26 protein-coding genes, 4 tRNA genes and 1 other RNA gene are annotated in these 26,807 nt (G+C 70.0%); 20 read left to right on the forward strand and 11 right to left on the reverse strand.

All coding sequences use genetic code 11. The annotated features are described in order from the left end of the window. From ABZ862_RS33750 to ABZ862_RS33770, 5 genes are all read right to left on the reverse strand, one after another. Positions 1-1,843, reverse strand: a 1,843-nt coding sequence (locus ABZ862_RS33750; protein ID WP_360966805.1) for a tetratricopeptide repeat protein, incomplete at its 3' end; no start/stop codon positions are given. Between the two features lie 95 nt (positions 1,844-1,938). After that, entirely contained in the window at positions 1,939-2,376 is a 438-nt protein-coding gene (locus ABZ862_RS33755; RefSeq protein WP_360966808.1) for a hypothetical protein, read from the reverse strand. A gap of 637 nt (positions 2,377-3,013) precedes the next feature. Beyond that, positions 3,014-3,697, reverse strand: a complete 684-nt coding sequence (locus ABZ862_RS33760; RefSeq protein ID WP_360966811.1) for an RES family NAD+ phosphorylase — start codon at positions 3,695-3,697, stop codon at positions 3,014-3,016. Next, positions 3,694-4,263 (reverse strand): hypothetical protein, encoded by a 570-nt coding sequence (locus tag ABZ862_RS33765; RefSeq protein WP_360966814.1) that lies wholly within the window; start codon positions 4,261-4,263, stop codon positions 3,694-3,696. Before ABZ862_RS33765 ends, ABZ862_RS33760 begins: the two co-directional genes overlap by 4 nt. A 449-nt stretch (positions 4,264-4,712) precedes the next feature. Further along, a complete protein-coding gene (locus ABZ862_RS33770; protein ID WP_360966817.1) occupies positions 4,713-5,810 on the reverse strand; it encodes a DUF1152 domain-containing protein in 1,098 nt (365 codons plus the stop codon). An 81-nt stretch (positions 5,811-5,891) separates the two neighbouring features. On the opposite strand from ABZ862_RS33770, the gene ABZ862_RS33775 reads away from it, so the two are divergent. From ABZ862_RS33775 to ABZ862_RS33785, 3 genes are all read left to right on the forward strand, one after another. Next, positions 5,892-6,632: a GntR family transcriptional regulator gene (locus ABZ862_RS33775; RefSeq protein ID WP_360966820.1), complete on the forward strand. Its 741-nt coding sequence runs from the start codon at positions 5,892-5,894 to the stop codon at positions 6,630-6,632. A gap of 275 nt (positions 6,633-6,907) precedes the next feature. Next, positions 6,908-7,345, forward strand: coding sequence for an ATP-binding protein (locus ABZ862_RS33780; RefSeq protein ID WP_360966823.1), 438 nt, complete (start codon positions 6,908-6,910; stop codon positions 7,343-7,345). Positions 7,346-7,437: 92 nt separating this feature from the next. Beyond that, positions 7,438-8,166, forward strand: coding sequence for a GntR family transcriptional regulator (locus ABZ862_RS33785; protein WP_360966826.1), 729 nt, complete (start codon positions 7,438-7,440; stop codon positions 8,164-8,166). 36 nt (positions 8,167-8,202) lie between these two features. Here ABZ862_RS33785 and ABZ862_RS33790 read toward each other — a convergent pair whose 3' ends face one another. After that, positions 8,203-8,451 carry a hypothetical protein gene (locus ABZ862_RS33790; protein ID WP_360966828.1) on the reverse strand — a complete coding sequence of 83 codons (249 nt, stop codon included), beginning with the start codon at positions 8,449-8,451 and terminating at the stop codon, positions 8,203-8,205. Between the two features lie 329 nt (positions 8,452-8,780). Here ABZ862_RS33790 and ABZ862_RS33795 point away from each other — a divergent pair, with 329 nt between their 5' ends. From ABZ862_RS33795 to ABZ862_RS33845, 11 genes are all read left to right on the forward strand, one after another. Next, positions 8,781-9,131 (forward strand): hypothetical protein, encoded by a 351-nt coding sequence (locus ABZ862_RS33795; protein ID WP_360966831.1) that lies wholly within the window; start codon positions 8,781-8,783, stop codon positions 9,129-9,131. 5 nt (positions 9,132-9,136) lie between these two features. Beyond that, positions 9,137-10,510 carry an FtsK/SpoIIIE domain-containing protein gene (locus tag ABZ862_RS33800; RefSeq protein ID WP_360966833.1) on the forward strand — a complete coding sequence of 458 codons (1,374 nt, stop codon included), beginning with the start codon at positions 9,137-9,139 and terminating at the stop codon, positions 10,508-10,510. A gap of 83 nt (positions 10,511-10,593) precedes the next feature. Further along, a complete protein-coding gene (locus ABZ862_RS33805) occupies positions 10,594-11,202 on the forward strand; it encodes a DUF2637 domain-containing protein (protein WP_360966836.1) in 609 nt (202 codons plus the stop codon). A gap of 20 nt (positions 11,203-11,222) precedes the next feature. Further along, complete coding sequence (locus tag ABZ862_RS33810; protein WP_360966839.1) at positions 11,223-11,423, forward strand: hypothetical protein; 201 nt, start codon at positions 11,223-11,225, stop codon at positions 11,421-11,423. Then, a complete protein-coding gene (locus ABZ862_RS33815) occupies positions 11,423-11,614 on the forward strand; it encodes a mobile element transfer protein (RefSeq protein ID WP_360966842.1) in 192 nt (63 codons plus the stop codon). The genes ABZ862_RS33810 and ABZ862_RS33815 overlap by 1 nt, the downstream gene beginning before the upstream one ends. A 9-nt stretch (positions 11,615-11,623) precedes the next feature. Further along, positions 11,624-11,818 carry a hypothetical protein gene (locus ABZ862_RS33820; RefSeq protein WP_360966845.1) on the forward strand — a complete coding sequence of 65 codons (195 nt, stop codon included), beginning with the start codon at positions 11,624-11,626 and terminating at the stop codon, positions 11,816-11,818. Between the two features lie 13 nt (positions 11,819-11,831). Then, entirely contained in the window at positions 11,832-12,074 is a 243-nt protein-coding gene (locus ABZ862_RS33825; RefSeq protein WP_360966848.1) for a SpdD protein, read from the forward strand. Between the two features lie 151 nt (positions 12,075-12,225). Continuing rightward, positions 12,226-13,509, forward strand: a complete 1,284-nt coding sequence (locus ABZ862_RS33830; RefSeq protein ID WP_360966851.1) for a replication initiator — start codon at positions 12,226-12,228, stop codon at positions 13,507-13,509. Next, entirely contained in the window at positions 13,502-13,735 is a 234-nt protein-coding gene (locus ABZ862_RS33835) for an excisionase family DNA-binding protein (protein WP_360966854.1), read from the forward strand. Before ABZ862_RS33830 ends, ABZ862_RS33835 begins: the two co-directional genes overlap by 8 nt. A 10-nt stretch (positions 13,736-13,745) precedes the next feature. Beyond that, positions 13,746-14,981, forward strand: coding sequence for a tyrosine-type recombinase/integrase (locus ABZ862_RS33840; RefSeq protein WP_360966857.1), 1,236 nt, complete (start codon positions 13,746-13,748; stop codon positions 14,979-14,981). A 275-nt stretch (positions 14,982-15,256) separates the two neighbouring features. After that, on the forward strand, positions 15,257-16,252 hold the full coding sequence (locus tag ABZ862_RS33845; protein ID WP_360966860.1) for a hypothetical protein: 996 nt from the start codon (positions 15,257-15,259) through the stop codon (positions 16,250-16,252). Positions 16,253-16,331: 79 nt separating this feature from the next. On the opposite strand, the gene ABZ862_RS33850 is transcribed toward ABZ862_RS33845, so the two are convergent. After that, positions 16,332-16,419 (reverse strand) — tRNA-Ser (locus tag ABZ862_RS33850). Between the two features lie 72 nt (positions 16,420-16,491). Here ABZ862_RS33850 and ffs point away from each other — a divergent pair. From ffs to ABZ862_RS33880, 6 genes are all read left to right on the forward strand, one after another. Then, positions 16,492-16,590: signal recognition particle sRNA small type (gene ffs, locus ABZ862_RS33855), an RNA gene on the forward strand. A 62-nt stretch (positions 16,591-16,652) separates the two neighbouring features. Next, complete coding sequence (locus tag ABZ862_RS33860; protein WP_360966863.1) at positions 16,653-18,914, forward strand: DNA polymerase III subunit gamma and tau; 2,262 nt, start codon at positions 16,653-16,655, stop codon at positions 18,912-18,914. Positions 18,915-19,071: 157 nt separating this feature from the next. Further along, on the forward strand, positions 19,072-20,322 hold the full coding sequence (gene purD, locus ABZ862_RS33865) for a phosphoribosylamine--glycine ligase (protein WP_360966865.1): 1,251 nt from the start codon (positions 19,072-19,074) through the stop codon (positions 20,320-20,322). 326 nt (positions 20,323-20,648) lie between these two features. After that, on the forward strand, positions 20,649-22,595 hold the full coding sequence (locus tag ABZ862_RS33870) for a hypothetical protein (protein ID WP_360966868.1): 1,947 nt from the start codon (positions 20,649-20,651) through the stop codon (positions 22,593-22,595). A gap of 161 nt (positions 22,596-22,756) precedes the next feature. Next, on the forward strand, positions 22,757-24,292 hold the full coding sequence (locus ABZ862_RS33875) for a N,N-dimethylformamidase beta subunit family domain-containing protein (RefSeq protein ID WP_360966871.1): 1,536 nt from the start codon (positions 22,757-22,759) through the stop codon (positions 24,290-24,292). Between the two features lie 108 nt (positions 24,293-24,400). After that, on the forward strand, positions 24,401-25,300 hold the full coding sequence (locus tag ABZ862_RS33880; RefSeq protein WP_360966874.1) for a phosphoribosylaminoimidazolesuccinocarboxamide synthase: 900 nt from the start codon (positions 24,401-24,403) through the stop codon (positions 25,298-25,300). A gap of 57 nt (positions 25,301-25,357) precedes the next feature. Here the strand turns inward: ABZ862_RS33880 and ABZ862_RS33885 are convergent. The 4 genes from ABZ862_RS33885 to ABZ862_RS33900 all read right to left on the reverse strand — a co-directional run bounded on the left by ABZ862_RS33885 (position 25,358) and on the right by ABZ862_RS33900 (position 26,412). Beyond that, positions 25,358-25,433 (reverse strand) — tRNA-Gly (locus ABZ862_RS33885). A 214-nt stretch (positions 25,434-25,647) separates the two neighbouring features. Further along, positions 25,648-25,720, reverse strand: a tRNA-Gly gene (locus ABZ862_RS33890). 80 nt (positions 25,721-25,800) lie between these two features. Further along, positions 25,801-25,872: transfer RNA gene (locus ABZ862_RS33895), tRNA-Gly, on the reverse strand. Positions 25,873-26,094: 222 nt separating this feature from the next. Next, positions 26,095-26,412, reverse strand: a complete 318-nt coding sequence (locus tag ABZ862_RS33900; RefSeq protein WP_360966877.1) for an Lsr2 family protein — start codon at positions 26,410-26,412, stop codon at positions 26,095-26,097. Positions 26,413-26,807: the final 395 nt, after the last annotated feature.

A 26,807-nucleotide genomic window follows, 5' to 3' on the forward strand; every position in this document is an offset into this window, starting at 1 on the left:
TGGTCAGGGTGTCGGGGTGGGTGTCGCCCAGGACCTGTTCGCGCTGGGTGAGGGTGGCCTCCAGCAGGGGGATGGCCCGTTCCAGGTCCCCCGCCGACTCGTAGGCGTAGGCGAGGTTGTTGCGGCTGGTCAGGGTGTCGGGGTGGGTGTCGCCCAGGACCTGTTCGCGCTGGGTGAGGGTGGCCTCCAGCAGGGGGATGGCCCGTTCCAGGTCCCCCGCCGCCCGGTAGGCGGTGGCGAGGTTGTTGCGGCTGGTCAGGGTGTCGGGGTGGGTGTCGCCCAGGACCTGTTCGCACTGGGTGAGGGTGGCCTCCAGCAGGGCGATGGCCCGCCCCAGGTCCCCCGCCGCCCGGTAGGCGGTGGCGAGGTTGTTGCGGCTGGTCAGGGTGTCGGGGTGGGTGTCGCCCAGGACCTGCTCGTACTGGGTGAGGGTGGCCTTCAGCAGGGGGATGGCGCGCCCGAGGTCCCCGGCCGCCTGGTAGGCGGTGGCGAGGTTGTTGCGGCTGGTCAGGGTGTCGGGGTGGGTGTCGCCCAGGACCTGCTCGTACTGGGTGAGGGTGGCCTCCAGCAGGGGGATGGCGCGGGCGGTGTGGCCTTGGTGATGGAGGCGGTGGGCAGCTGTGTTGTACGCATTGGTGAGGGGGAGGCTGGGGTGTCCGGGTGGGGCTGTGGCAGCGAGGGTGACGAGGTGTGGGATGAGGGCGTCCCACTGGCTGTCGGTGGCGTTGTCCTGGCCCGGAGGCGGGGCGAGGGCGTGGAGGACTGCTTGTTCGGCACTGACGCGCCCTTGGAGGTGCCGGGGCTGTTGAAGGCTGTCGGTGGTTCGGGGTGTACGCAGGACGGTTTGGACCAGGCGGTGCATGCTGAGGGTGGTTGCGGTGGTGGTGATCATGCTGTAGGCGGCCAGGGTGCCAATGGCTTCGGCGATGTCGTCCGGGTCGGTGCCGGGCAGGGTGAGCAAGGTGTGGGGGATGTCGCCGGGGGCGAGCCAGGCGGCAGTGTGCAGCACCTGAACGGCCAGCGGGCCCGCCTGTTCCAGGGTGTGGAGGGTGACGTTCCAGATGCGGGCGATGGTGCGTTCGGCGTCGAAGCCGTGGGCGGTCCTGTCGAGTTTGCTGCCCAGACGGCGGCGGTAGGCGTCGAGGGTGATGCCGCGGTTCTGGGCGAGGTAGGCGCCGGCCTGCTTGATCGCCAGAGGAAGGTGCCCCAGATCGGCGGCGAGGGCCCGGGCATCGGCCTGCTGGTGTGCTGTGGGGGTGGTGTCCTTGAAGACCAGACGGCACAGCAGGTTCGTGGCGTCGTCCGGGTGGAGGCTGCCCAGGGGCAGGGTGGGGGCGGTGTCGGGCCAGCCGGTGATGCGGCGGCTGGTGGCCAGATGGTGCCCCTGGTGCAGTGCCCCGGTGTAGGGGGCGAGGTCGTCCGGGTCGTCGACATTGTCGTGGACCAGCAGCCAGCCGGGATGCCAGGCCAGCCACTGCCGCGCCCACGCCACCTGCGCCCCACGCCCGGCCTGGGCGGCCCAGTCGGGAACCAGCTGCTGGGTGAGGCCGGCCAGGGAGGTCTCGATCTCGTCGGGGGAGGCGGCGTTGATCCACCAGATCAGCGTGTAGTCGCCGCGGTGACGGTGGGCGTAGTGCAGCGCGAGCGTGCTCTTGCCGATCCCGCCCAGGCCGTGCACGGTCCCGCTCTGCGTGATCGCACCCTCGCGCCGGTCGGTCAGGATGCGCCGCAGCCAGGCCAGCTCTTCCTCACGCCCCAGGCACAGCGGCGGCGGAGGAAGGTTCGAGGTGCCCGGCGCCGCAGCGACTCTCTCCGCCTGCTGCAACGCCTCGGCAGGCAGCACGATGTCACCCGTGTAGGCATCTCTGATCCGCCCGGCCGCGATTGAGCGCTCTCCCGCTGCACGGATCCGCGGCTCAAAGACGGCCTCGTTCGCGCTCATGCCCGTGGCAGGGTGTGACCGTCGCCGGTGATGGCGGTGGTGATGTGCTGAGCGGCGATCGACCGCTCACCGGATGCCGTGATGGTGACCGGGCCCGCGGCCGGGGCGGGCAGCATGGCCGACAGTTCCTCCCGCAATCCGGGATCGTCCTGCAGCGCACGCCTCAAAAGCCGCCCCAGCACCGCCGCGGAGTAGGTGTCGTCCTGCTCGTCGGCGGCCTCGTCCACGACCCGTTCCAGCTCCACCCGCCCCGGCTCCTCCCGGCGCTGCCACAGCAGCTGGAGAATCCGCCGACCCAGACCCGCCGTCCCCTCAACCGCGGCACCCACCGCGGCTTGCTCGGCCCGGCTGAGGACTGCCGTCCCGTACGCGGTCACCGCGGCCGATATATACGGCGTGGCCTGCTCCACCAGCTCGACGATCTCCGTACTCACGAACACTCCTGACCATGCGCCACTTTGCTGTTCCGGTGACCCAGCGTAGGAACCGAAGACGCCCCGTGAGTACAAAACGGCTGAATCGCCTGCTGCGGTTCCACGCCGACGCTTCGCGAACGCGGCCCAGCCGCAAACGGGTTGCTTCTTCACAGGGTGTTTCCACGCGCCCGGGGTGCCTTACATGCTCGTGTACACCCGCTTTAGGAGAGAGGCGGGGAAGCGGGGCCGTTGACCTGGAGCTTCGATACCTGGCCAGGCTGCCGAGAACTCGACCGTGAGACACCCCCGTTGACCGTGGCTGACCCTGGCATCTGGCACGGCAGTGGCACGAACCTCAGCCGACGAAAGTCAGCCACGATGGCGGGTGCGCCGACCGACCACGCACGCGTATGTTTCCTGCACCCCCACCGCCCTCAGCCACGTTACTGGTTTGTGTCGTCAACTAGAGCAAGCCGCGACGGCCGACCCCGTGACGACGGTGCACGAGCGCTGAGCCTGGGAAGCTGCAATTATTCGCGGAGCACTTGATCGCCCACCTGGGCGAAGGGTTGATGTCCGGTTTCATGGTCTTTAAATTCGCATGAGGGGTGTTGGGTTGCCGATGGTGGGCCAGACTCGGGCTGTACGCGCTGGCCTATGGGCGAAAATATCCCGCAGGACCTGAGGGATCCCTGACAACTTGAATCTTATACCGGTCCGCAGCCTCTTCGATAAGGTCCCGAGAAATCTCGCGGTCGTCGAAAATGTGGAATATGTTTCCAACGTCTATCCCGCTTTTCTCGCTGAATATGGCGATGTTTTCAAGCGTGCCCGAAGGGTCTCTAACCGACCTGAAATAGATTCCCTTAATTCCTTCATTTCGAATCTTTTTCGCGAACTGCTGACTTATCGGATAGGGAGGGCCAACCTCATTCCAGAGGTTGGGTTCCATGTCGCGGAGGCCGACATTTGCTGGGGACATCACATTGCAAACATCAATGGATGTGTTCAGTGAGACAGTCGCCATTCTGTTCTGGAAAACGGCACTTTCGCTTATGGCCAACGCGCCCAGTCGAACAAATACCTCTACGAAGGCTCCCAGTTCCCTGCTCGCTGCGTAGCAGGTTCCTCCCGGGTCGCTCCCGTCTTTGACCTCCCTTACGGGATCGTGGCGGTTACCCGGTCGCCACTCCCATGCCTTGCCCTTGTCGTCGTAGTAGTAACCCGCGAAGCCAAACCAAATGGCGCTTCCCGGATCGCCGTGCGGCGTAACCTTCGGATATATTCGGTAGAAGTAGCAGTAAGTCTCGACCGTGAATATGGGATCCTCGGTGGTCATCTAGACAACCTCCCAGCGGTCACGCTTGCTGACATACTCAGTAGTTCAATCTGGCTGCCTTCCAAACTTGCTTCAGGCTCGTCGATTATGGACCGTGGAGCCCGACCGTCGAGTTCTCTTTGCGGAGTTGAGGCCCAGGATATGACGACGTCTGAGCGATAGGTTTTGCCGAGCTGTGTCCGGAAAACCTCCAAAATGGTGCGGGCGCTATCCTTTAGTTCGAGCGTGTAGGAGTCGTCCCTAAACTGCCAAATTGGAAGAAAAGTTTCGTCGCGACCTTTCAGGCCGACCAGAAATCCGGTTTCTACGTCTTTTTCGATCTGATCTTCAGTCTTGCCCGGGGACCTCGAAGCTACTTCGCTTGCCCGTAGACTGATACCTAGTGCCAAATGCCAGAGAACGTTACTTACCGCAATCGAGGCGACATCTTTTGTGATGGCAAGATACGTCGGGTCGTCATGGAAGTCAACATTTTCCCGCCCCTGCCTTTCGATGGTGTCCCATCGCTGGCCGAATTCGCTTCGGAAAGCCTGAGTCATGAATTCTGTGAGGCTCTTCTCTTCCATTTCTTCATCGTAGCTGAAGGTGTCCGTCGGCGCGCGACGTAGGAGTCCTGTCCGAGGTTTCACGTGGCTGATGGGGCGGTCGGCGGACGCACCTTTGCATGCAATTTGGGCCGGAGCTTACTCACGCGGTTGGCCTCGCGGCTTCGGGCTGGAGTTGCTTTGGCACGAGGGGTCATTGTCGGTAAGCTTCCGGCGCGTCGGACAGCTTGTAACCTGTCCGGCAAAGCGCGGCGTTGGGGGCCATGACCTTCGAAGCTCGCGCCGAAGCGGCTGCCTAAAGTCGTGGAGCCGATTGCCCCAGCCATAGCGGGTGTTTCCCACTTCATGCCTGCAGTTGGCCAGCGCGCCGCCGGGCGCGGCCAGCCGGGGCGGAGACAGGAGGCAGGCCGCGCCCGGCGGCGCGCGCCCGCGCCGTGCGCGGGCCTTGAACCTGTAGAGAAGGTTGTTACTCAGGTGGTGGCTGGGATGTGCCACAGTGGGGCTGCGAACCGGTCGGGGTGCCTGGTGATGAGCAACTGGCGTAGGTCATCGCGCTGGGAGCCGTCGAGGCTCAGGGCTTCGGTGAGGTGGCGGAACGTGGTGTGCGTGATGCCGCGGCTTCGGGCTTCTGCCTCGAACTGGGCGAGGTGGGGTAGCAGCGTCTCGGTGTCGAGCTTCGTCGGGTGTTGCTCCTTGAGCCAGAGTGCCTTGTTGCGCTCGTAGTCGATTTCCGAGAAGCCGCAGATCTCGCGGCTCAGGACCTCGGCCTCGTCCAGGGTGGTGGTTGAGGCGATGGCGCGGGCCAGTTCGTTGCGGCTCAGGGCGTTGTCCAGGTCGACCTCGTGGACCGTCGGGCTTTCGTCGGTGAGGGGGACGGGGAGGCCGGCGTCTCGGACTTGGCAGGTGCCGCGTACGCCTCGGGCCGTTGCCGCGAGCATCCCGGTGGCTTCGGAGGGGTGCCATTCCAGGGCCGTGTTGATCGGTTCGGTGTCCGATGCTGTGAAGGTGTGGACGAGGGGGCCGAGCAGGGGGCGCAGGTCGTCGGGAGGGAGTTCGCCGTCGAGGCCGGGGCCTGCGATCAGCAGTCGGATCGGTGCGTTCACCTGGGCGCAGGCTGCCAGTGTCAGGGCATCGGCGAGCGGGCTCTTCAGGGTCGGTTCGTCGCCTCGGGCCAGGATGTCGCCTCCGACGTCGAGGAGGTCGACCGACGTCGGGTCAAGGTGGGCGATCAGGTCCGTGAGCTGGCGGGTGATGCCTTCGGCGCCGTGCTTCGGGTCGATCAGGGCGAAGGTGTGCGGGAGCTCTGCGGCCAGTCGGGGGAGCGTGGAGCCCGCGGGTGCGATGGGGCGGGCGGTCGCCGGCACGGTCCGGACAGTTGGGGTGAGCGGCTGGAGGCCGGTGAAGTTGTCGGCTCCTCGGGGGCCCGGTACCGGGTCGATCAGCAAGCGGTCCCATGCGTACGTGAGGATCACCGCATGGTCGCAGTCACCTCCGTACAGGGCCGCGTCAAGCATTGCGGCGGCGACTGCGTCGCCCCCTCCTCCTGCTGCGACGATCAACCGCGTCATGGGCCCCAGCCTAGGGGGTAGGCGGTTGACCAGTCACTCTATAGTGGCTAGAGGCTATAGCCACTTGGACGAGGAGGGGACATGCCTCAGATCGAGGAGGCACAGCCGAAGTATCTCCAGATCGCGCACTTCATCCGCGATCAGATCCTTCGGGGTGACCTGCGGCCCGGGGACGAGGTTCCCTCGGAACGGCAGCTTGCGGCGGCCTGGAAGGTGTCCCGGCCCACGGCGGCGCGGTCGTTGGAGGCGTTGAGTCATCAGGGGCTCGTCGAGAAGCGGCAGGGGTCCGGCACGTATGTGCGGAGCCTCGAAGTGAACCGGCGGGCGCGGGAGTTGTACGGGCGGGCGCGGCAGACGGGGAAGATCTACACACCCGGTGAGTTCGCGGTGATCACCTCGGCGGGATGGCTGGAGGCGCCTGATTACGTCGCTGAGGCCCTTGGCCTGGTGAAGGATCTCCGGGCCGTGCACCGTCAGCGGGTGACCAATAACCAGGATGGGCCGATCACGTTGTCCACCTCGTGGTTCGCGTCGGACGTCGGGCAGCGGGCGCCCAAGCTTCTGGAGCCGGAGCGGATCCAGGAGGGGACCCTGATGTACGTCGAGAACATGACCGGTCGGCAGGGCAGTTACGCCGAGGACCGCATGTGCGCTCGGCAGGCCACCGAGGAGGAGGCGGCGGATCTGCGGCTTGAGCCTGGTTCTGCCGTGCTGATCGTGCATCACGTCGTTTTCGACCTCCAGGACCGGCCGTTGGAGTTCGCTGAAGCCACCTACCCGCCGCACCGCTGGGCTTTCGAACAGGGGTACCCGCTGACCTGATGATTCATCACTTCGGGATTCATGCTTGCGCACCGCGACTGGCTAATGCCACTATCCAGTAAGTGGCTAAGGCCACTTACGGAAGGGGGCACGGAGTGACGAGTCAGCGGCCGATCCGGGAGGCCGGCGTACCTTGCCGGGCTTGTCGGGGGCGCGGATGGAAGCGGGTTGGTTCGCGTACGTCCTTGGCGCTTGCCGTTGCCGCCGATCGCACTCGTGCCACATCGAAGCGGCGCTGTCCCGACTGTGACGGCAGCGGCAAGGAGTGAGCGCGGATGGCCTACACGATCGACCGCTACCCCTCCGCGGACTCTCCGCGGCTCGGTGCGATGACCTTGCATCCGACCCCTGAGTCCGTTCCCCGGGCGCGACGCTGGTTCCGGAAGTTCATCGCCCCCTATGACCCGGCCTGCTCGGTCGAGGACTGCACGCTGATGATCTCGGAACTCGTGACCAATGCCATCCGCTACGGACAGGCGGACGAGTCGTGGGTCGTGCGAGTGGAGTGGTTCCGGGAGGGGGCCGCGCTGCGGGTCGAGGTGCACAACCCCGGCTTTCCTGCCAGCGTGCGGCTTCGTCGTCCCGACGCCGACGACGCGCACGGGCGCGGGCTGCTGCTGGTCGACTCCATCGCCGAGTCCTGGCACTCGGGGCCCAGTCGGTTCGGCGGCACGGTGGTGTCGTTCCTGGTCGCCGATGCCTGGCCGGTATGAAGGGAATGCCTTCTGCTGGTTCTGTCACGGGGGATTCCTCGCTAGTCTGGTTGACCGGTTGACTTGGCCAATCACGACAGGCGGCGGCGTTCATGGCGTATGAAGTGGAGGCACCCAAGTACGTACGCCTCGCTCAGACCCTTCAGCAGCGCATCGAGGACGGCACGTACCCGCCCGGCACACGCGTTCCCAGTGAGAACCAGCTGGTGCAGGCGTTCGGGATGTCCCGCCCTACGGTCGTCCGGGCGCTGGAGCTGCTGAAGCGTGACGGCTGGCTGGAGTCCCGGCAGGGGTTCGGGACGATCGTGCGGGGACGCCCTGCCGTCGTCGAGGAGAAGGACCGCCGCGGGCTCGAAGCTCTCACACGTGACGAGTCGCAAGCGCGTGGGCGCCTGGTCGAGGTCGGTGAGGTGCCGGTTCCGGCGCGTGTCGCCTCTGTGCTGGGGCTGCCGAAGCGGGCCAAGGCGCTCGTGCGCCGGTTCCTCGTCGAGGAGGACGGCGAAGCGGTCGAGTTGGTCTCCTCGTACTTCCCCGCCGGCCTGGTCGAGGGCACGGAACTGTGCAGTCCCGGGCCGGTGACCGGCAGTCTCCGCGAGCACCTGGAGACCCGGCGGAAGGTTCGCTTCGACCATGTGACGGAGCGCGTGTCGGCTCGGCTGCCGGGGAGTGAGGAAGCCGCGCTTCTCGATCTGCCGAGCGGCGTGCCCGTGCTCAGTGTCCTGGTCATCGCCCGTGATGCTTCCGGGCAAGCTTTGCAGGTCTCTGACATGCTGCTTCCTGCCGACCGGCAAGAACTCGAAGACACCTACCGGCTCAACTGAAAGCGTGGGCGGGCGCTGTCTCTGCGGTGATCCGCCTCAAGCGCGCCGACTGGCGAGTCGGTACACCACGTAACTGAAGCCCAGGATGACGTCGACCGCCGCCCACAGAGCGATGACCAGTCCGACGCCGATGGTGGTCCCGACGTTGCTGGCGTCATTGCACAGGTCCAGTTCGTCACCCGTTAGACCCTGGCAGTCTTCAGGTGTGCCGCTGCCAGTTGCAGCACCTGCGATCACCCAGATCAGGAACAGGGCCTGGATGGCGAGGAAGAGCCACAGGAACACTCGGTGGCGTTTCCTCGGTGGCGGCGTTGTTCCGGCCGGTGGGCTCGCCGGCGGACTTTGCGGAGGTCTGGGCCAGGAGGGCGGCAGTGAGGCCGAGCTCTGCGAGTCAGGGGCACCCCACGACGGTCGATGCCGCGAGCGGTCGCGCCTTCCCATGTCACGCCCTCCTCTGCGTAGTTGCTGGCTTCATGGTGCGCTCGCGGTATCGATCCCGCTCGTTGGCTGCCCGACGAACCTACTTGACAAGTCAACCTGCCATCTCTAACGTCAAACTTGCTAAGTCAACCTGTCAGGTGGCGGGTTGGTCCGATTCTGAAGGAGACATTTCTGTGCGCACCATCCGTGTGGAGACCTCGGCGGCGACGATCCTGCTGACCGAGGCGCCCGAACCGAAGGTTCGTGACCGTCAGACCGGTGAGCGGGCCGTGGACGCCGTGAGCGGTGAGCCGCTGATGACGATCGGGGTCGTGTACATCGAGGACGGTGAGTCGTCGCTCATCAAGGTCACCGTTCCGGAGAGCGGCGTCACGGCGGGCCTGACGCTCGGCGCCCCGGTGTCGCTGGTCGGTCTGGTGGCGCGGCCGTGGGAGAGCGTGTTCAACGGGCAGCAGCGGCACGGCATCGCCTACCGGGCCTCGGCCGTCGCCGCGGGCGTGTTCCCGATGGTTCAGGCGGGCTGATCGACGTGACCGACCTGGTGACGTGGGCCGAGCTGGGCGGAACTCTCGCTGCCATAGGCGGCGGGGCCTACGCCCGGCGGGCCTGCCCGGCGGCGTACTGGTCGACGGTCGGCTTACCCGCCTCGGTGGTCCGGCTGCTGGCCTCGTACTCCTCGACCATGGACGCCTGCGGGCTGACGGTCGAACCCTCGCGGTGGCGGGCGCTGGCGGTCAAGGCGACCACGCGCCGTGAGGTGCGGCCGGTCCCGCCCCGCCGGGGCATGATCCGCCCCACCTCGACGGGCCTTCGGATGCGGCTGCGGCTGGCTGCCGGGCAGGAACCGGCGGACGTGGCGGCCTCGGCGGAACGGCTCCGGCACGCCTGGGGCGTGCACGCCGTGTACGTGCGGGACGTCAAGCCCGGTGTTGTGGAACTGCGGCTCGTCGGCTTCGACGTCCTGCGCAAGGTGCGGATGCCCAAGCGGGCTGCCGGCGGGTTCCTGCGGGTGCCGGTGGCGCTGCGGGAGGACGCGACCGCGTTCGTCCGCGACTACCAGGCCGTGCCGCACGAACTCGTCCTGGGCGCCACGCTGTCCGGCAAGTCCATGTACCTGCGCAACCTGATCGCGAAACTCGCGGCTCAGTCCGTGGTCCTGGTCGGCATCGACTGCAAGCGCGGGGTCGAGCTGGCGCCGTTCGCGGCCCGGTTCTCCGCGTTGGCGACCGATCCGGACCAGGCCGCCGAGCTGCTGCCCGTGCTGGTGAAGGAAATGGAGGACCGCTACGACCTGATCAAAGCCCGGCAGGGCATCGCGCCCGGTACTCCGGACGAGGAGATCACCTCGGACGTGTGGGGACTGCCCGAGAGTGAACGCCCCGCGCCCATCGTGCTGTTCGTCGACGAGGTGGCGGAACTCTTCCTCGTCGCCACGCGCAAGGACGAGGACCGGCGGGACCAGATGGTCACCCACCTCATCCGCCTCGCCCAACTCGGCCGCGCGGCCGGCATCTACCTGGAGGTGTGCGGGCAGCGCTTCGGGGCCGAACTCGGCAAGGGCGCGACCATGCTGCGCGCCCAGTTGACCGGCCGCGTCTGCCACCGCGTCAACGACGAAGCGTCCGCCAAGATGGCGCTCGGCGACATCGCACCCGAAGCGGTCTACGCGGCCTGCTCCATCGCCCCCGAACTGCCCGGCCTCGCCGTCGTCGGCGACACCTCGGGCGGCTGGTCCCGCGTCCGTACCCCGTATCTGTCCCTCTCCGATGCCGCGGCTGCCTGCCGGGAGTCGGCGTACCTCGCCCCGGACCTTCCGGCGCTCGCGCCCTTCCGGCCGTATGTCCCGCCCGTGCCCGAAGCGGCCTCCGGGCCGTCGACCGCACCTCGCCCGGTCGCCGAGTAGCCGCACCCGATCCATCGGCCGGCGCGGCCGTCCCGCGCCGATTCCCTACCCCCGCCATGCCCGGAACCGGAAGGAGTGGCGCCGTGCGTTCCCTGCCCGTCCGCCTCGACGCCGTACTCGTCCAAGCCCTGATCGCCGCCGCCCTGTCCTTCGCACATCTGCACGACCTGGCCTCGGCCGCCGGACAGGACGGCTGGAAGGCGTGGGCCTATCCGGTCTCCGTCGACCTGCTGTTGGTGGCGGCCTGGCGGCGGCTCCGCTCCGGCGGGTCGAAAGCCGGCGGGTGGTGCTGGTTCCTCGTCGCGCTGACCGCGTCGCTCGGCGCCAACGTAGCCACTGCCGGACTCCTCGACCTCGACGCCGTACCGGCCTGGCTGCGCATCCTCGTCGCCGGATGGCCAGCCGTCGCCTTCCTCGGCGGCACGCTCCTCGCCCACGGACCACACGAAGAGCCCCAACCGCACGAAGAGCCCGAACCGGTGGCGGCTCCGGCCCCCGAACTGCCCACTGCGGCAACCGAACCGGTCCCGCCGTCCACCACCCTCGTCCCGCCCGCCCTCGTCGCCCACGCACGCAAGGTCGCCGACGAGCACCGTGCCCGAACCGGCACGCCCATCGACACCTCCACCCTTCGCGCCCGGCTCGGTGTCCCGCTGCCGCTCGCCGAAGCAATCGCCGCCCAACTCACCTGACCTCAGGAGCACTTCCACTCATGCGACCGTCCACGCTCCGCGCGCTCAACCGGGCCGCCGAGCTGACCCGTCAGAACCGCCTCACCGAAGCGATGCTCATCGCCGAACCCGTGATCCTCACCGCCGACGAGTACGAGGGCGAGGAGATCCGGCGCTGGCTGTTCGACCACGTCGCCGACTTCACCGGCGAGAACCACCCCGACTCGAAGGAGTTGCCCTGATGCCCGTCAACCGCCGCTTCCGCCGGGTCGTCCGGATCGGCCCCGTCCAGGTCGGCACGTACTACGACGGCCGTGGCCGCGAGAGGCACGCCGCCGTGTGCACGGCTCCGCGCTGCGGCTTCTCCGCCGACTACGACAGCCGTACCGCCGCCGAGCTGGCCGCACGCACCCACCGCTGCCGCGTCCGCTGAGGAGATCCCGTGACCGTCTCACTGCCGCTAGTCCTCATCCTGGGCGTCATCGCCTGGGCCGCGATCAAGTTCCTCGGCGTCCGCCTGTGGGTCGCCGTCGTGATCGCCCTGTTCGGCTTCTGGCTCTCGCACACCTTCCTCGCCCCCGCCATCGAGTCCGGCACCCGCTCCGGTGTCGACGTCGTCAACGGCACCCACCACTGAGAGGAGTCCCGCCATGTTCCGGCCCCAACTGCCCCCGCCCCCGACCCTGCCGACCACCCTCACACCCCAGCAGAACCAGATCCCGGCGCCTTCCGCCGGCCGCTCGCTCACCCCCTGGCTGGGCCCGGCCGCCGCCGTGGTCGTCGTCGGCATCGTCCTCACCGCGCTCCTGGCGGCCGTCGCCGTCACGGCGGTGTCCGTGGCCGTCGCCGCCGTGGTCCTGCGCTCGCTCCTGAGCGGCGCCACCAGGCGCTGACCGGCCGCCGGGGCGGCAAACGCCGCCAAGCATCCCGCCGCCCCGGGGCCGTCCCTCCCAACCACCGAAACAGCCGAAAGGGACTCCCATCCTTACGCACTCGACCCCGCCCCCGCTGGCGGAGCTGAGCACCCTCGCCGCCAACGGCACCATGCCCGCCCTCGCCCGACAGCTCGCGGGCCTGGGCGGCTGTACCCACCCGATCCGCCTCGACGGGCAGCGCACCGAGTACGGCGTCGACACCCGCACGGGCGAGATCGGCAACGTCCTACACCGCCTCGACTCGGCCACCCTCCCGGCCGGGCACCTCCTGGTCCGCTGCAACAACCGCCGCACCACCCGCTGCGCTGCCTGCGCGGAGGTCTACCGCCGCGACACCTACCACCTGATCACGGCCGGCCTGCGCGGCGGCAAGGGCACCCCCGAACAGGTCGCCACCCACCCGCGCGTCTTCGCCACCTTCACCGCGCCCGGCTTCGGCCCGGTCCACAACCGCCGCACCGACGGCCGCCCCTGCCGCTGCGGCACCCGCCACGACCAGGACGACGCCGTGCTCGGCACGCCCCTCGACCCCGACTCCTACGACTACGAAGCGGCCGTCCTGTGGAACGCGCACGTGGGCGCCCTCTGGCGGCGTTTCTCGATCTACCTCCGCCGAGAGGTGGCCAAGCGGGCCGGGCTGACTCAGCGCGCCTTCCGCGACCACGCCCGCATCTCGTTCGCCAAGGTCGCCGAGTACCAGAAGCGCGGCGCCGTCCACTTCCACGCCGTCATCCGCCTCGACGGCCCGGAAGGCGGCGACACCCCGCCCCCGGTCTGGGCGACCGCCGAGCTGCTGACCGATGCCATCCATGCCGCCGCGACCGCCGCGCGCATCGACGGCCCGGTGATCGACGGCCGGGCGCACACCTTCGTCTTCGGGCGGCAGCTCGACGTCCGCCCGATCCGCTCCGCCGACTTCGACGGCGGCCAGGACCTGACCGAGCGGGCCGTAGCGGCGTACATCGCCAAGTACGCCACCAAGGGCGCCGAAGCGGCGACGGGCACCCTCGACCGGCCGATCAGGTTCCTCGCCGAGCTGGCACAGGCCCGGATCACCGACCACGTCCGCCGCATGATCCGCACCGCCTGGGCCCTCGGCGCCCGGAGAGACCTCGAACACCTCCGGCTGCGGGCTTGGGCCCACATGCTCTGTTTCCGCGGCCACTTCGCCACAAAGTCCCGCCGCTACTCCACCACCCTCGGCGCCCTCCGCACCGCCCGCGCCGACTGGCGGCGAGCCCAGACGGCCCCGCCCGTCCCGCAGGACGGCGAAACGACGCTGGTCCTCGCCCACTGGGTGTTCGCCGGAACCGGCCTCAGCGCTGCCGAGACCTGGCTGACCGCGTCTCTTGAACCCGCCCTCGGAACGGAAGGGGAGCCCACTCATGGCTGAGCTGTCGACCACTGTCACCAGGCCTGAGCCGTTTGACTCGACCCTGGCCCTCCTGACGGTTGAGGAGACGGCTCGGCGGCTCCAGATCGGCCGTACGACGTGCTTCCGGCTCGTCCTCGCCGGAGAGATCGAGTCCGTCACGCTCGGGCGGCTCCGACGGGTTCCCGCCGACGCCGTACCCGCCTACGTGGCCAAGCTGCGCCACCGACCCGCCCAAGCGGCCTGAGGGGGACGGCATGGCAGAGCAGAAGCGCACCCGTCAGCCCAACGGGGCCTCGACGATCTACCTCGGCAAGGACGGCAAGTGGCACGGGCGGGTGACCGTCGGTGTCCGGGATGACGGTAAGCCCGACCGCCGTCACATCGAGCGCAAGACGAAAGCGGAGGTGACCCGGGCCGTCCGCGAGATGGAGCGGGCGCGGGACGACAAGAAGCTGAGGAAGCCGGGGCAGAGCTGGACGCTGCAAGCCTGGCTTGAGCACTGGGTGGAGAACATCGCCAAGCCGTACGTCTCGGAGAACACGTACGACGGCTATGAGGTCGACGTGCGAGTCCACCTCGTCCCGGGCCTGGGCGCCCACAAGCTCGACCGCCTGGAGCCCGAGCACCTGGAGCGCTTCTACCGGAAGATGCAGGCGGCCGGGAGCTCCGCCGGCACCGCCCACCACGCTCACCGGACGATCCGGGTCGCGCTCGGTGAGGCCGTGCGGCGCGGGCACGCCGTCACCAACGCCGCGGAGATCGCCAAGGCCCCGCGGCTCGAAGAGGAGGACATCGAGCCGTACACGATCGAGGAGGTACAGAGCCTTCTCGTCGAAGCGGCCAGGCTCCGTAACAGCGCGCGCTGGGTCGTCGCCCTGGCGCTCGGCCTGCGTCAGGGGGAGGCGCTCGGCCTGCACTGGGAAGACGTCGACCTCGACGCGGGGTACGTCCGTATCCGTAAGAACCGGTTGCGGCCCAAGTACGCCCACGGCTGTGGAGACGACCCCTGCGGGCGGAAGGCCGGGTACTGCCCTCAGCGCCAGCAGACCCGCCGTGAGCACAAGTCCACCAAGTCCCGGGCCGGACGGCGGACCATCGGCCTGCCCGATCCGCTGATCAAGATTCTCCGCCAGCACCAGGAGGCCCAGGAGCGGGAGCGGATCGCGGCCGGTGCCGATTGGGAGGGCAAGGGGTACGTGTTCGCCTCGCCGGTCGGCGGCCCGCTGAGCCCCAACACCGACTTCCATGTCTGGAAGCGGCTTCTCCGGGACGCGGGCGTACGGGACGGACGTCTCCATGACGCTCGCCACACCGCCGCGACCGTCCTGCTGATCCTCGGCGTCCCGGATGTCGTGATCGACTCGATCATGGGCTGGGAACCTGGGGGAGCCGCCAGGATGCGCGCTCGGTACATGCACGTGACGGGTGCCATGCTCAAGAAGGTTGCCGACCAGGTTGGTCATGCGCTGTGGGAAGGTCAACCTATGTAGTCAGCGGGGTCAGTAGCTGTTGACCACGGGCCCAGACCGTTAGTCGGTCTGGGCCAACGCTGTATGTAGGAAATTCCAAGGCCGTGCGGCGTGCAACTCTCTATCTTGTCTGACATGCTGCCTCGTCATATCCGCCAGTACGGTCGTATCGTCCCGCTTTCCGCTCTCTCTGGTGAGGTGGGGGTGAGGTCGTGGGATCCTCGTTGAACGGTGATGCTGCGCGTCGCCGAGACGCGGTACGGGGATTGCGTCGTATGCGCGCTGTGCCTCCGGGCATGGCGGGGTACGACGCGCAGCGTCTGCGGACGTTTCAGGCAGCGCTGGAACAGTCAGAGCAGTTCTTGGGTAGCGCTGAACGCGCTGGCTATGAGACGAAGCCGGTCTATGCGTTCTACGCGCTCTCGCAAGCGGGACGAGCGATCGCTGCGGCCTCAGGGCACCTGGCGGACAGCGAGTACCGCCCTTCGGGCCATGGCATGAGGGTTCTCGATACCCGTGACCAGGTAAACCTATGGGCTACCCAGGTTGAGGTCAGCAAGGCCGGTACGCCCCAAAGCGTCGCTCGGGCGATGGGATCGCCCATGTGGCCGGCGAAGAGTCGATTGTCCCTTGCAGACGTGTGGTCGCTGGTTCCCGAGACCGCCAATGAGCATCCGCCCTCGGCGGTGCCGAGTGTCTTCCCTGCCCTTCGTTATGTGGCCCAGGTCACCCGCGGCCCGTGGGAGGTGGCCCACGTCTATGGCGCCCCTTTCAACCTCTTCAGGCTGAGGGAGGACTCGGGTGTGATCACCGAGTGGTTGTCCCGCTACCCGACGCTCGCTGGGTGGCAAGGCGGTACGTCCACTCACACCAAGGCGCTCCCTGCTATCGAGTGGGTTGGTGGTGAGTTGCGGACGACGCTGCGCTGGCCGCGGCCTAAACCTGATGACTCGGGGCAGTTGGATCCTGCCCAGTGGGTCCGGCACGCTGTGCAATATCGCGGTGGTTGGTGGGTCTTGCCGACCCACCTCGGGATGAGCCAGCCTGTGCAACCGATGATGGCCTGGTGGGCGGCGCTCTTGGCGCTCTCCACCTTTGCTCGCTACGAGCCGGAGGCGTGGGCAGCGATGATCAATGTTGACAGTCCCGGGTCCCCGGCTGTGGCGATTGAGTACTTCCTCGACACAGCCTTGGATGCCATCCCCGAGATGGTGGCTGGAGCCCTTGCCTACGTCTCGGCGTTCGCCTCGGACCCGTACGTCGCGGCGACGGGGAGCTCGGTAAGCGACTGAGACGGAAACTGAGACGGACAACGTCGAAGGGCCCCACCGCGAACGGTGGGGCCCTTCGACATCGTGCCCGGTGAGGCACTGGCGGAGGATACGAGATTCGAACTCGTGAGGGGTTGCCCCCAACACGCTTTCCAAGCGTGCGCCCTAGGCCTCTAGGCGAATCCTCCGTCGGAAACATTACATGACCGAGAGGAGTGCTTGCGAACTCGATCCGGGCCGCTGACATCGGGTACTGTGAGCGCAGCCCCTCACGTGGCGCTATCTGACTGAACTCCCCCAGGGCCGGAAGGCAGCAAGGGTAGGTCGGCTCTGGCGGGTGCGTGGGGGGCGCTTGTGTTCGCCCGCACACGGGGCGGCCGGACGGGGCGGCTTGTCAGTGGGCGCCTATAACCTCGTAGGCGTGTCGTCTCTCGCGCTGTACCGCCGTTATCGCCCGGAGTCGTTCGCCGAGGTCATCGGGCAGGAGCATGTCACCGACCCGCTGCAGCAGGCCCTGCGCAACAACCGGGTCAATCACGCGTACCTGTTCAGCGGGCCGCGCGGCTGCGGCAAGACGACCAGCGCGCGGATCCTCGCCCGGTGCCTGAACTGCGAGCAGGGGCCCACGCCCACCCCGTGCGGGGAGTGCCAGTCCTGCCGGGACCTCGCTCGTAACGGGCCCGGGTCCATCGACGTCATCGAGATCGACGCCGCCTCGCACGGTGGTGTGGACGACGCCCGTGACCTGCGCGAGAAGGCGTTCTTCGGGCCCGCCGGCAGCCGGTACAAGATCTACATCATCGACGAGGCCCACATGGTCACCCCGGCCGGGTTCAACGCCCTGCTGAAGGTCGTCGAGGAGCCGCCCGAGCATCTCAAGTTCATCTTCGCCACCACCGAACCCGAGAAGGTCATCGGCACCATCCGGTCCCGGACCCATCACTACCCCTTCCGGCTCGTACCGCCCGGCACGCTCCGCGACTACCTCGGTGAGGTGTGCGGGCGGGAGGACATCCCCGTCGCGGACGGGGTGCTGCCTCTCGTCGTGCGGGCCGGAGCCGGCTCCGTGCGTGACTCCATGTCCGTCATGGACCAGCTTCTCGCCGGTGCCGGGGCGGACGGTGTGACCTATGCCATGGCGACGTCTCTGCTCGGGTACACCGACGGGTCGCTCCTCGATTCCGTCGTCGAGGCGTTCGTCACCGGCGACGGGGCCGCTGCCTTCGAGGTCGTCGACCGTGTCATCGAGGGCGGTAACGATCCCCGGCGGTTCGTCGTCGATCTGCTGGAACGGCTGAGGGATCTCGTGATCCTCGCCGCGGTTCCCGACGCCGTGGAGAAGGGGCTCATCGACGCTCCCGGCGATGTCCTCGAGCGGATGCAGGCCCAGGCCGGCACCTTCGGGCCCGCCGAGCTCAGCCGTGCCGCCGACCTGGTGAACGAGGGGCTCACCGAGATGCGGGGCGCCGCCTCGCCCCGGCTCCAGCTCGAGCTCATCTGCGCCCGTGTCCTGCTGCCCGCCGCCTACGGGGACGAGCGGTCCGTCATGGCCCGGCTCGACCGGCTGGAGCGCGGGGTCAACTTCCAGGCGGCTCCTTCCGGGGGCGCGGGAGCGGTCGCCATGCCGGCCATGGCGTACGTCCCCGCGCCGGATGCCCATGGGGCAGCGGCCGTGCCCGGTGCGGGTGCGGCCGTGCCGGGTGCCGGTGCGGGCGGCGTCGCGGCTGCGCGGGCCGCCGCGCGTGTCCCCGGGGCGGCGGGCGTTCCGGCGGCTGCCGTCGCCCCGCCGGCCGCGGTCGTGGCGGAGCCTGCGGCTGCCGTCGCCCCGGCCGCTCCGCCCCCGGCTCCGGCCACGTCCGCCCCTGCCCCGGCGCAGGCTCCCGGCGCCTGGCCCACCGCCGCCTCCGCCGGGGGCGGGCGGCGGCCCGGGGGCTGGCCCACCCCCGCGGGGGCCGGGCGGCCCGCGGCTCCGGCCTCCGCGCCGGCGCCTGCTCCCTCCGCTCCGTCCGCTCCTTCCGCGCGGCCCTCCGCGGCTCCGGCCCAGGCCGCCGCCCCGGCCCCCGGCGGGCCCGACCCCCGGGTGCTCTGGCCCAACATCCTCGAGGCCGTCAAGAACCGACGCCGCTTCACCTGGATCCTGCTCAGCCAGAACGCCCAGGTCACCGGGTTCGACGGCACCACCCTCCAGCTCGGGTTCGTCAGCGCCGGCGCCCGCGACAACTTCGCCGGCAGCGGCAGCGAGGATGTCCTGCGGCAGGCGCTCGCCGAGCAGTTCAACGTCCACTGGAAGGTGGAGGCGATCGTCGACGCGTCGGGGGGCGGATCGGCTCCTCCGACGGCGGCTCCGGGATCCTTCGCGCAGCCTCAGCCGCCCGTACCGTCCTCGGGCGGCGGCTACGGCGCGGGTGGCGGGTACGCCGCGGGTGGTGGCTACGGCGCTGCCCCCGCCGCCCGGCCGGCAGGCGCGCCGTCCGCCGCAGGGCCCGCGGTGCCCGCGTCCGGCCCGGCCGCCCCCGCCCGTTCGCCCCGGCCGGTCGCCGCCCCCGAGCCGCCCCCCGTCGCCCCCGAGGACGACATCCCCGAGGACGACGATCCCGACCTCGACGAATCCGCCCTCTCCGGCAAGGACCTCCTTGTCAAGGAGCTGGGCGCGACCGTCGTCGAGGAGTTCGTCAACGACTAGCCGGCCCCCGCGTAGCCGGCCCCCGCGCGGGGAGGGAGGGGAGGGCGGAGAAGGCGGAGAGGCCGCGTCCCGCTCGTAGGAAGCCACGGACATATCCGGCTCTCTCCCTCGGAAGCCCCCACAAACCGCCGAAGCCCGCTCCCGATAGGCTGACCCCGTGAAGGTCCTCGTCATCGGCGGCGGCGCCCGCGAACACGCCCTGTGCCGTTCCCTGTCCCTCGACCCCGACGTCAGCGCGCTGTACTGCGCCCCCGGCAACGCCGGTATCGCCGAGGTCGCCGAGTTGCGCCAGGTCGACGCGCTGGACGGCAAGGCCGTCGCCGCGCTGGCCGGCGACCTCGAGGCCGACCTGGTCGTCGTGGGACCGGAGGCCCCGCTGGTCGCCGGGGTCGCCGACGCCGTACGGGAGGCGGGCATCCCCGTCTTCGGGCCCTCGGCCGAGGCCGCGCGGCTCGAGGGGTCCAAGGCGTTCGCCAAGGACGTGATGGCGTCGGCCGGAGTACCGACCGCCCGCTCGTACGTCTGCACCGACGCCGAGGAGGCCGCCGAGGCCCTCGACGCCTTCGGGCCGCCCTACGTCGTCAAGGACGACGGGCTCGCCGCCGGCAAGGGCGTCGTCGTGACCGGCGACCTCGACGCCGCCAAGGCGCACGCCGCCGGGTGCGAGCGCGTGGTCATCGAGGAGTTCCTCGACGGCCCCGAGGTCTCCCTCTTCGCGATCACCGACGGCAGGACGGTCCTCCCCCTCCAGCCCGCCCAGGACTTCAAACGCGCGCTGGACGGCGACGAGGGCCCGAACACCGGCGGTATGGGCGCGTACTCCCCGCTGCCCTGGGCCGATCCCCGACTGGTCGACGACGTCCTGGAGACCGTGCTCCAGCCGACCGTGGACGAGATGCGCCGCCGGGGCGCGCCCTTCTCCGGTCTGCTCTACGCCGGCCTCGCCATCACCTCGCGCGGCGTACGGGTCATCGAGTTCAACGCCCGTTTCGGCGACCCCGAGACCCAGGTCGTGCTGGCCCGCCTCAAGACCCCGCTGGCCGGAGTCCTGCTCGCCGCCGCCGAGGGCACCCTCGACGACCTGCCGCCGCTGCGCTGGAGCACCGACGCCGCGGTCACCGTCGTCGTCGCCTCGCACAACTACCCCGGCACCCCACGCACCGGCGATCCGATCACCGGCCTCGACGAGGTGGCCGCCCAGGACGCCCCGCACGCCTACGTGCTGCACGCCGGGACCCGGCACGAGGGCGACGCCGTCGTCAGCGCGGGCGGCCGCGTGCTGTCCGTGACGGCCACCGGCAAGAGCCTCGCCACGGCACGTGAGCGCGCCTACACCGCCGTCACCCGCATCGGGCTCGACGGGTCCCACCACCGTACGGACATCGCCGCGAAGGCGGCCGGGGAGTAACCCCGCGCCGGAGGAGCGGCTCCCCCCTCGGAGGAGCCGCCCCCGCACGGCCCCAGGCCCCGGATCCCGTGCCCGATCGCCGGGATCCGGGGCCTCGTCGTGTGCCGTGCGCCCCCGTCCCCGACCGAAGCCATTCCATCGGGTGACCGATGGCCCTATCCGGCTGACGCGGGACGAGGCCCCAACTAGGGTGCCGCGCAAGCGGTCCGGCACTTGGCCCACCGGCATTGCGATGTCAGTGACGGGTGCCACAGTGGGGGAATGAGCAAAGCCGGGACGGATGCGGGCAGGACGGCAGGGAGGGGGGACTACCAGAGGTGACCGGTATGGGTGGTGGCGGTGTCGAGACGGGCGCGCCGGACGCGCGGGCCCGGGCCCTCGCCGTGCTGCGGGTGCGCAGCCGGGCCCTGGCCGTCGCCCTGCTGCCCGCCGCGCTGGCCGTGATCCTGATCGCCGGTGCCACCAGCGGCCACCTCGTAGGCCCCGGCTGGAACGTGGCCCGCGCGGTCGTCGGCGCCGTCGCCGTCGTCGTCCTGGCGGCCGCCCTCGGCGTCGCCCTCGTCGTCGCCCGCGCCCGGCCCGCCGTCAGCCCCACGGTCCCGATCGCCGAGAAGTCCGCGCCCGATCTGTACCGCCTGGTGCGCGACCTCGCCGACCGGCTCGACGTGCCCGTCCCGTCCGCGATAGCCCTCACCCCGGACTGCGACAGCTGGCTCGAGGACCGCACCCACCCGGCCCACGGCCCGCCGCCGCGCACCCACCGCGACGGGACGGCCGGTGCCCCGGGCCCCGCCTCCGGCACGCGCCGTACCGTGGCCGCGCCCGTGCTGGTCATCGGCTCGCCCTTCCTGTGGTGGATGCGCGTCGGTGAACTGCGTGCCGTCCTCGCCCCGGTCGTCGCCGGTACGGGACCCTCCGCCCACCCGGACATAGCCGCCGCCCGCCGCTTCGTACGGGGGCTCGACGCGGCCGTCGCGGTGTCCGCCGTGTCCGCCGTGTCCGGCCGCGGGCCCCTCGCCCGCTGGGCGCTCGCCGGTGCCGGCCGGGCGGCGCGGCTCCTGCTGCGCGGCTGCCGGGACCATGTCGCCGAGATGGAGCGTGGTGTCGCCGCCGCGGCGGCCGAGCGCGCCCAGTCCGTGGACTACGGGCTGCGGATCGTCGCCCAGGAGCAGGTGGGCCTCGCCTACGCGGGCTGGGACCGGCTGCTCACCCGGGTCGCGCTGCCCGCCTGGCGGATGGGCCGCTGGCCCTCCCGGCTCGACGCGGGCGTGGTCGCGGCGCTGACCGAACTGTCCCGCCGCGACCGGCTGGCCGAGGGGTTCACCTCCCGGCTGGGCGAACGTCCGGCCTGCGATCTCCTGGAGGAGCCCGGCGCGGTGGACGAGGCCGCCTCGCTGCTCGCCGCGCGCCTCTTCCACGGGGGTCCCGCCGAGCCCGGCCCGGACTGGTCCCCGGTGGACTGGCAGGAGTATCCGGACGAGGTCGTCGACCGCACCTGGCGCACCGACGCCGCCCGTCTCCACCGGGTCCTCGACACCCTCGGCGTCCGCCGCCCCGCCGGCTCGGCCGCCTCGCACTCCGCGGGTTCCCCGCACGCCCGGGGGTCGTCGCACGCGGTGGGGTCCTCGCACTCCGTGGGGCCGACCCTGGACCGGGTCCTCGACCACCTCACGGTCGGCCCGGGGGCCACCACGCCGGATCCCGGCCCCGGTCCCGGTATCACTTCCGGCTCCGGTCCCGGCCCCGGTCCCGGTTTCCCTCCCGCGTCCGGCGGCAGGGGTGCCCCCGCCCCTCCCGAACCCCAGCCGCCCGAGCAGCCCCCCGAACCTTCCGAGCGCCTCGATCCACTCGAGCCCCCCGAGACCACCGAGCGCGGTGCCGCCCTCGCCGCCGGTCTCAGCGCGGAGCTGGCCCGGGAGGAGGCGGCGGCGCCGAAGGGACGGCAGGACCGGGCCTCGGCGCCAGGAGCAGGCGGCGCCGCTCTCTGGGACGACGGCACCCTCCCCCTCTTCCCCCTCCAGCCGCCGCGTGCCGCGCGGGACCTGCTCGCCGACCACGTCACCGCGATGGTGTGCTGCGCCGCCGTGGACACCGCCGGTGCCGTCCCGGGCCTGGACTGGCTCGACGGCCCGTCCCTCCTCGTCGGCGGCACGCGCGCGGCCGACCTGGGCTCCCGGGTCCTGGCCCTCGTCGAGTACGGCGACCCCGTACCGCTGCGGGAGTGGCTGACGGACCTCGGTATACGTCCCGAGAAGCCGGTACGGCTCGTCTGACGCCGTCGGGGACGGGCGGTGGCGGTCCACAACGGCAACGAAAAGTGACAGAGTGTGCGCGAAATGTGATGTGCTGGGCCCGAACGGGCCGACGCGCGCAGAAGGCGTACGGCAGGCGTACGGCAGGTGTGCGGCAGTCGTACGACGAGGGAGGGACGGCGATGGGGCCGGACGGGATCCGCCGCTGGGAGTCGGGAACGCTCGCGCACGCCGTGACGGACCCCTTCGGCCAGGCTCCGCTCCCCTGGCTGCGCGGCAGCGAGGCCTACTTCGACGGCACCGGCCTCCTGGTCCCCTGGTACGTGGACCACTTATCCCCCTCCGCCCTCTCCGCCGCCTCCGCCTCCTCTGTGACCCCCACCGCCTCAACCGGCCCGGTCACCGCTGCCGGACCGGTCACCCCCGCCGCCGCCCTCCGCCGTGCGGACGACGTCCACCGCCAGATCAAGGGCTTCACCTCCACCGGCGCCGTGGCCCCCGGCGAGACGATCGACTTCCGGGTCACCGTCGATCCGCCCCAGGACTTCACGGCCGACGTCCACCGCATCGGCCACTACGGCGGTGAGGGTGCCGCCCGCATCACCACCAGCCCCCGGCTGACCGGCATGACGCAGCCCGCTCCGCTGACCGCGCACCGCACCGTCTCCTGCCACCACTGGTGGCTGTCCTGGCGGCTGCGGATCCCCTCGTACTGGAGCCCGGGCGCGTACGTCGCCGTCCTCACCACCGCCGACGGCTACCGCACCCATGTGCCCTTCACGGTCCGCGACGACCGCCCGGCGGACCTGCTCCTGGTGCTGCCCGACGTCACCTGGCAGGCGTACAACCTCTACCCGGAGGACGGCCGCACCGGCGCCAGCCTCTACCACGCCTGGGACGAGCAGGGACGGCTGCTCGGCGAGGCGGACGCGGCGACCACCGTCTCCTTCGACCGGCCGTACGCCGGTGCCGGCCTCCCGCTGCACGTCGGCCACGCCTACGACGTGATCCGCTGGGCCGAGCGGCAGGGCTACACCCTCGCCTACGCGGACGCCAGTGATCTGCACTCCGGCCGGGTGGACCCGACCCGGTACCGGGCGCTGGTCTTCCCCGGGCACGACGAGTACTGGTCGGCGAACATGCGGCGCACGGTGGAGCGGGCCCGGGACGTGGGGGTCTCGCTGGTCTTCCTCTCCGCGAACAGCCTGTACTGGCAGGTGGAGCTGGCGGACTCCCCGTCCGGTGTCCCCGGCCGCCTGCTGACCTGCCGCAAGCGCAAGGGGCCGGGCAGACCGGTGCTGTGGCGGGAGATCGACCGGCCCGAGCAGCAGTTGGTCGGCATCCAGTACGCGGGGAGCGTTCCCGAGCCCTGTCCGCTGATCGTCCGCAACGCCGGGCACTGGCTCTGGGAGGCGACCGGGGCCGGCGAAGGCGACGCGGTCGAGGGGCTGGTGGCGGGCGAGGCCGACCGCTACTTCCCGCGCACCGCGCTCCCCGCGCACGAGGCGCGCGTCCTGCTGGCCCACTCCCCGTACACCGACGCGAAGGGCGCCCGCCGGCACCAGGAGACGTCCCTGTACCGGGCACCGTCGGGCGCCCTCGTCTTCGCGTCCGGGACGTTCGCCTGGTCCCCCGCACTGGACCGCCCCGGCCATGCGGACGCCCGCGTCCAACGGGCCACCGCAAACCTGCTGGACCGCATCTGCGAACGGTTCTGAGCCGCCCACCGCGGCCTCGCCCCGGCCCCCTCCCCGACCCCCTGTCCGTCGTCCGCCGTACGGATACGGGAGAATCGAGCCACTTGGACATCACCACGGGGAGGAACCGTGTCCGGATTCGTCGAGAAGCCCGAGCCCCTTCAGGTGCCGGGTCTGGTGCATCTGCACACCGGGAAGGTGCGCGATCTGTACCAGAACGAGGCGGGCGACCTCGTGATGGTCGCCAGTGACCGTACGTCCGCGTACGACTGGGTGCTGCCGACCGAGATCCCCGGAAAGGGGCGCATTCTCACGCAGATGTCCCTCTGGTGGTTCGACCGGCTCGCCGATCTGGTCCCGAACCACGTCATCGGCACCGAGGTGCCCGAGGGCGCCCCCGCCGACTGGCAGGGCCGGACGCTGGTCTGCAAGTCCCTGCGGATGCTGCCCGTGGAATGCGTGGTCCGCGGCTATCTCACCGGTTCGGGGCTCGCCGAGTACCGGGAGTCCCGTACGGTCTGCGGGCTCGCCCTTCCCGAGGGGCTGACGGACGGTTCGGAACTGCCGGGGCCGATCTTCACGCCCGCGGCCAAGGCCGCCGTCGGCGACCACGACGAGAACGTCTCCTACGAGGAGGTCGCCCGCCAGGTGGGCGCGGACACCGCCGCCCGGCTGCGGCAGACGACCCTCGCCGTCTACGGGCGGGCCCGTGACATCGCCCGCGACCGCGGGATCATCCTGGCGGACACCAAGTTCGAGTTCGGCTTCGACGGCGACACCCTCGTCATCGCGGACGAGGTCCTCACCCCGGACTCCTCGCGCTTCTGGCCGGCCGACCAGTGGCAGCCGGGGCGCGCGCAGGTCTCGTACGACAAGCAGTTCGTCCGTGACTGGCTCGTCTCGGCCGAGTGCGGCTGGGACCGCCACAGCGAGCAGCCGCCGCCCCCGCTGCCCCAGCACATCGTGGACGCCACCCGGGCGAAGTACATCGAGGCGTACGAACGGCTGACCGGCACCAGCTGGTCCTGACGAACCGGCTCCGGAAGACGGAATGCGAAAGGCCCCCGGTTTCCCGGGGGCCTTCACTGGAGCGGACGACGAGGCTCGAACTCGCGACCTCAACCTTGGCAAGGTTGCGCTCTACCAACTGAGCTACGTCCGCATTGCGCCGTGGCGTGAGGGCAACTATACCCAACCCCGCGGACGACTGAGCCGTCCCCGCTGTGGTGACCTTCACACCGGCGCCGTACCGCGTCGCCGACGGCACAGAAGATCACCGAGGGGGAGGGGGAGAACGGGGGAGATCTTCACGGATCGGATCTCCGCAGATCACGCAAAGAAAAACCCCGGCCCATTGGACCGGGGTCTCATTCCCGAGCGGACGACGAGGCTCGAACTCGCGACCTCAACCTTGGCAAGGTTGCGCTCTACCAACTGAGCTACGTCCGCATTGCCCCCGACCGGCTCTCACCGATCGGCGCGGCATCAGCCTACCTGATCCACTGGAGTGGTCGGGACCGGCGATGCAGAGCGGGTGACAGGAATTGCACACTGCGCCTTCCCCCTGGAAGGAGGATGTTCTGCTACTGAACTACACCCGCGTGTACCCCGTGGGATCCGGCCTTTCGGCCTCGCCCCTCGGCGTGCTCCAGACATTAGCTGATCAGCAGGGGGGTAGCGCAAGTCGGTGGGTCCGAGAGGCGGCGGGGCACGCCCGCGGGGCCCGCCGGCGTGCCCCGCGGAACCCCTGCCGACCCCTTCCCCCGTGGCGCCCTTGCGGCGCCCTTGCGGTGTCCCCGCGGGCCCCCAGGTGCCCGTCGCCGCTACTGCGCCGCGTTGAACGCCTCGTAGACCTTCTTCGGGATCCGTCCGCGGGCCGGCACGTCCATCTTGTTGGCCAGGGCCCAGGCGCGGACGGCAGCCGGGTCGGGGGCGACCTCCGTCTGGCGGTACGTCCTGCCCGACTTGGCCCGCTTGCGGCCTGCGTCCACATACGGCGCGAGCGCCTTGCGCAGTTTTTCGGCGTTGGCTTCATTCAGGTCGATCTCGTACGACCTGCCGTCCAGCCCGAAGGCGATCGTTTCCGCCGCTTCCGAGCCGTCGATGTCGTCAAAGAGAGTGACCACGACCTTCTGCGCCACGAATATCGGTCCCTTCGTGCGGCATCCTCGCACCGGCGTATGTCGGATGACGTGCCGGGACTGTTGCGGAGATGTCGACTGTCCGCTGTTATTGGCAAAGTATCAACGCAGAGCTTTTAATTTGTAAAGTGCGCGGCATTGCGGAGTGAAGCCCGCCTAAAACCCGCGATGACAACCCCGATGACAAGCCTGCCGACAACCCCGATGACCCGCCGAGCGGTCCCGCACAATAGGAACACCCGCTCGCTGCCTGATCTTTCCCGGATCTTTTCGCACGGACCGTCGCGGGATGCCGGACCATGACCTCCGGGCGTGATCCCGGTCACGTACGTTCCTCCAACTCTACCCGAGTAGAAATTTTGGGCGGGTAGTCTGAAGGGACCTGCTCAGCACCA

Source organism: Streptomyces sp. NPDC047000 (assembly GCF_040644295.1).
GTDB lineage: Bacteria > Actinomycetota > Actinomycetes > Streptomycetales > Streptomycetaceae > Streptomyces.

Excerpts from the sequence above, each read along its gene's own strand:
- ABZ862_RS33760 (WP_360966811.1), bottom strand. The coding sequence starts at position 3,697 with ATGACCACCGAGGATCCCATATTCACGGTCGAGACTTACTGCTACTTC.
- ABZ862_RS33765 (WP_360966814.1), bottom strand. The coding sequence starts at position 4,263 with ATGGAAGAGAAGAGCCTCACAGAATTCATGACTCAGGCTTTCCGAAGC.
- ABZ862_RS33770 (WP_360966817.1), bottom strand. The coding sequence starts at position 5,810 with ATGACGCGGTTGATCGTCGCAGCAGGAGGAGGGGGCGACGCAGTCGCC.
- ABZ862_RS33775 (WP_360966820.1), top strand. The coding sequence starts at position 5,892 with ATGCCTCAGATCGAGGAGGCACAGCCGAAGTATCTCCAGATCGCGCAC.
- ABZ862_RS33780 (WP_360966823.1), top strand. The coding sequence starts at position 6,908 with ATGGCCTACACGATCGACCGCTACCCCTCCGCGGACTCTCCGCGGCTC.
- ABZ862_RS33785 (WP_360966826.1), top strand. The coding sequence starts at position 7,438 with ATGGCGTATGAAGTGGAGGCACCCAAGTACGTACGCCTCGCTCAGACC.
- ABZ862_RS33810 (WP_360966839.1), top strand. The coding sequence starts at position 11,223 with ATGCGACCGTCCACGCTCCGCGCGCTCAACCGGGCCGCCGAGCTGACC.
- ABZ862_RS33815 (WP_360966842.1), top strand. The coding sequence starts at position 11,423 with ATGCCCGTCAACCGCCGCTTCCGCCGGGTCGTCCGGATCGGCCCCGTC.
- ABZ862_RS33825 (WP_360966848.1), top strand. The coding sequence starts at position 11,832 with ATGTTCCGGCCCCAACTGCCCCCGCCCCCGACCCTGCCGACCACCCTC.
- ABZ862_RS33830 (WP_360966851.1), top strand. The coding sequence starts at position 12,226 with ATGCCCGCCCTCGCCCGACAGCTCGCGGGCCTGGGCGGCTGTACCCAC.
- ABZ862_RS33835 (WP_360966854.1), top strand. The coding sequence starts at position 13,502 with ATGGCTGAGCTGTCGACCACTGTCACCAGGCCTGAGCCGTTTGACTCG.
- ABZ862_RS33840 (WP_360966857.1), top strand. The coding sequence starts at position 13,746 with ATGGCAGAGCAGAAGCGCACCCGTCAGCCCAACGGGGCCTCGACGATC.
- ABZ862_RS33845 (WP_360966860.1), top strand. The coding sequence starts at position 15,257 with ATGGCGGGGTACGACGCGCAGCGTCTGCGGACGTTTCAGGCAGCGCTG.
- ABZ862_RS33870 (WP_360966868.1), top strand. The coding sequence starts at position 20,649 with ATGGGTGGTGGCGGTGTCGAGACGGGCGCGCCGGACGCGCGGGCCCGG.
- ABZ862_RS33875 (WP_360966871.1), top strand. The coding sequence starts at position 22,757 with ATGGGGCCGGACGGGATCCGCCGCTGGGAGTCGGGAACGCTCGCGCAC.